This window comes from Mesorhizobium sp. M7A.F.Ca.AU.001.01.1.1, assembly GCF_004022735.1.
Classification (GTDB): Bacteria; Pseudomonadota; Alphaproteobacteria; order Rhizobiales; family Rhizobiaceae; genus Mesorhizobium; species Mesorhizobium ciceri.
The window spans coordinates 1-653 of the sequence record NZ_RZPF01001298.1 but is presented as its reverse complement, the minus strand read 5'-3'; the positions used below and the strand labels follow the sequence as shown (position 1 = coordinate 653).

1 protein-coding gene is annotated in these 653 nt (G+C 60.9%); it reads right to left on the bottom strand.

What is annotated here, in order from left to right; translation table 11 throughout:
• Positions 1–386: 386 nt before the first annotated feature.
• On the bottom strand, positions 387–653 hold a 267-nt coding region (locus EN884_RS37765; RefSeq protein WP_164895508.1), incomplete at its 5' end, for a hypothetical protein.

Sequence of the window (653 nt, the reverse complement as noted above, 5' to 3'; positions counted from 1 at the left end):
GATCTATGAAAAGCCGATGCTGCTCAAACGGCAGAAACTCTCCGCCGTGACGGCGCAGCAAGCCACTTCAGGAGTGACCGGTCCGATCGGCCCGACAGGCTGACGCCTCACGGTGTTCGATGAAGGTAGCATTGGACGCGCCCGCGGGTCGGCGGCGAGACGGCAGTCGCTCAAGGCGCAGCATCAGTGTTTATGGCTGCTCTTCGCTCTGCGGGCAACCGCTTCCATAAAAGAGCGGGCGGCAGCGTCACAGGCTGTTCTGGACGGTCCATTCGCGGACAGCACGACCTCCGCGGCCTTCCGCGACATGCCGTATTTCCGGGCGAAGACCGCAGCGTCGTAAGGTTCGTTTTCGGCCGGTGCCGCGGACGTGATCCTGGCCTTGGTCATTGGCGGGTCCGCCTGAAACTCTCAAGCAACTCGCCTTCATTGCGGCAGCCATTCTGGAACAGCGAAAACACCGTGGCTGCCAGAAGCTGCACGTCCGACTCCCCCGACATGCGATCAAATTTGCGCTCCAGGCAGACCCGATCGAAGACGCGCTGGCACAGTTGCAGATCGGAAGGATGGAGACCGGGATTGCGCTTACGAAGGCTCGACATAAGAAGCCCCTTTCGGAGCAGCGGCCACTTTTGATGCATGTCGTCCAAAAG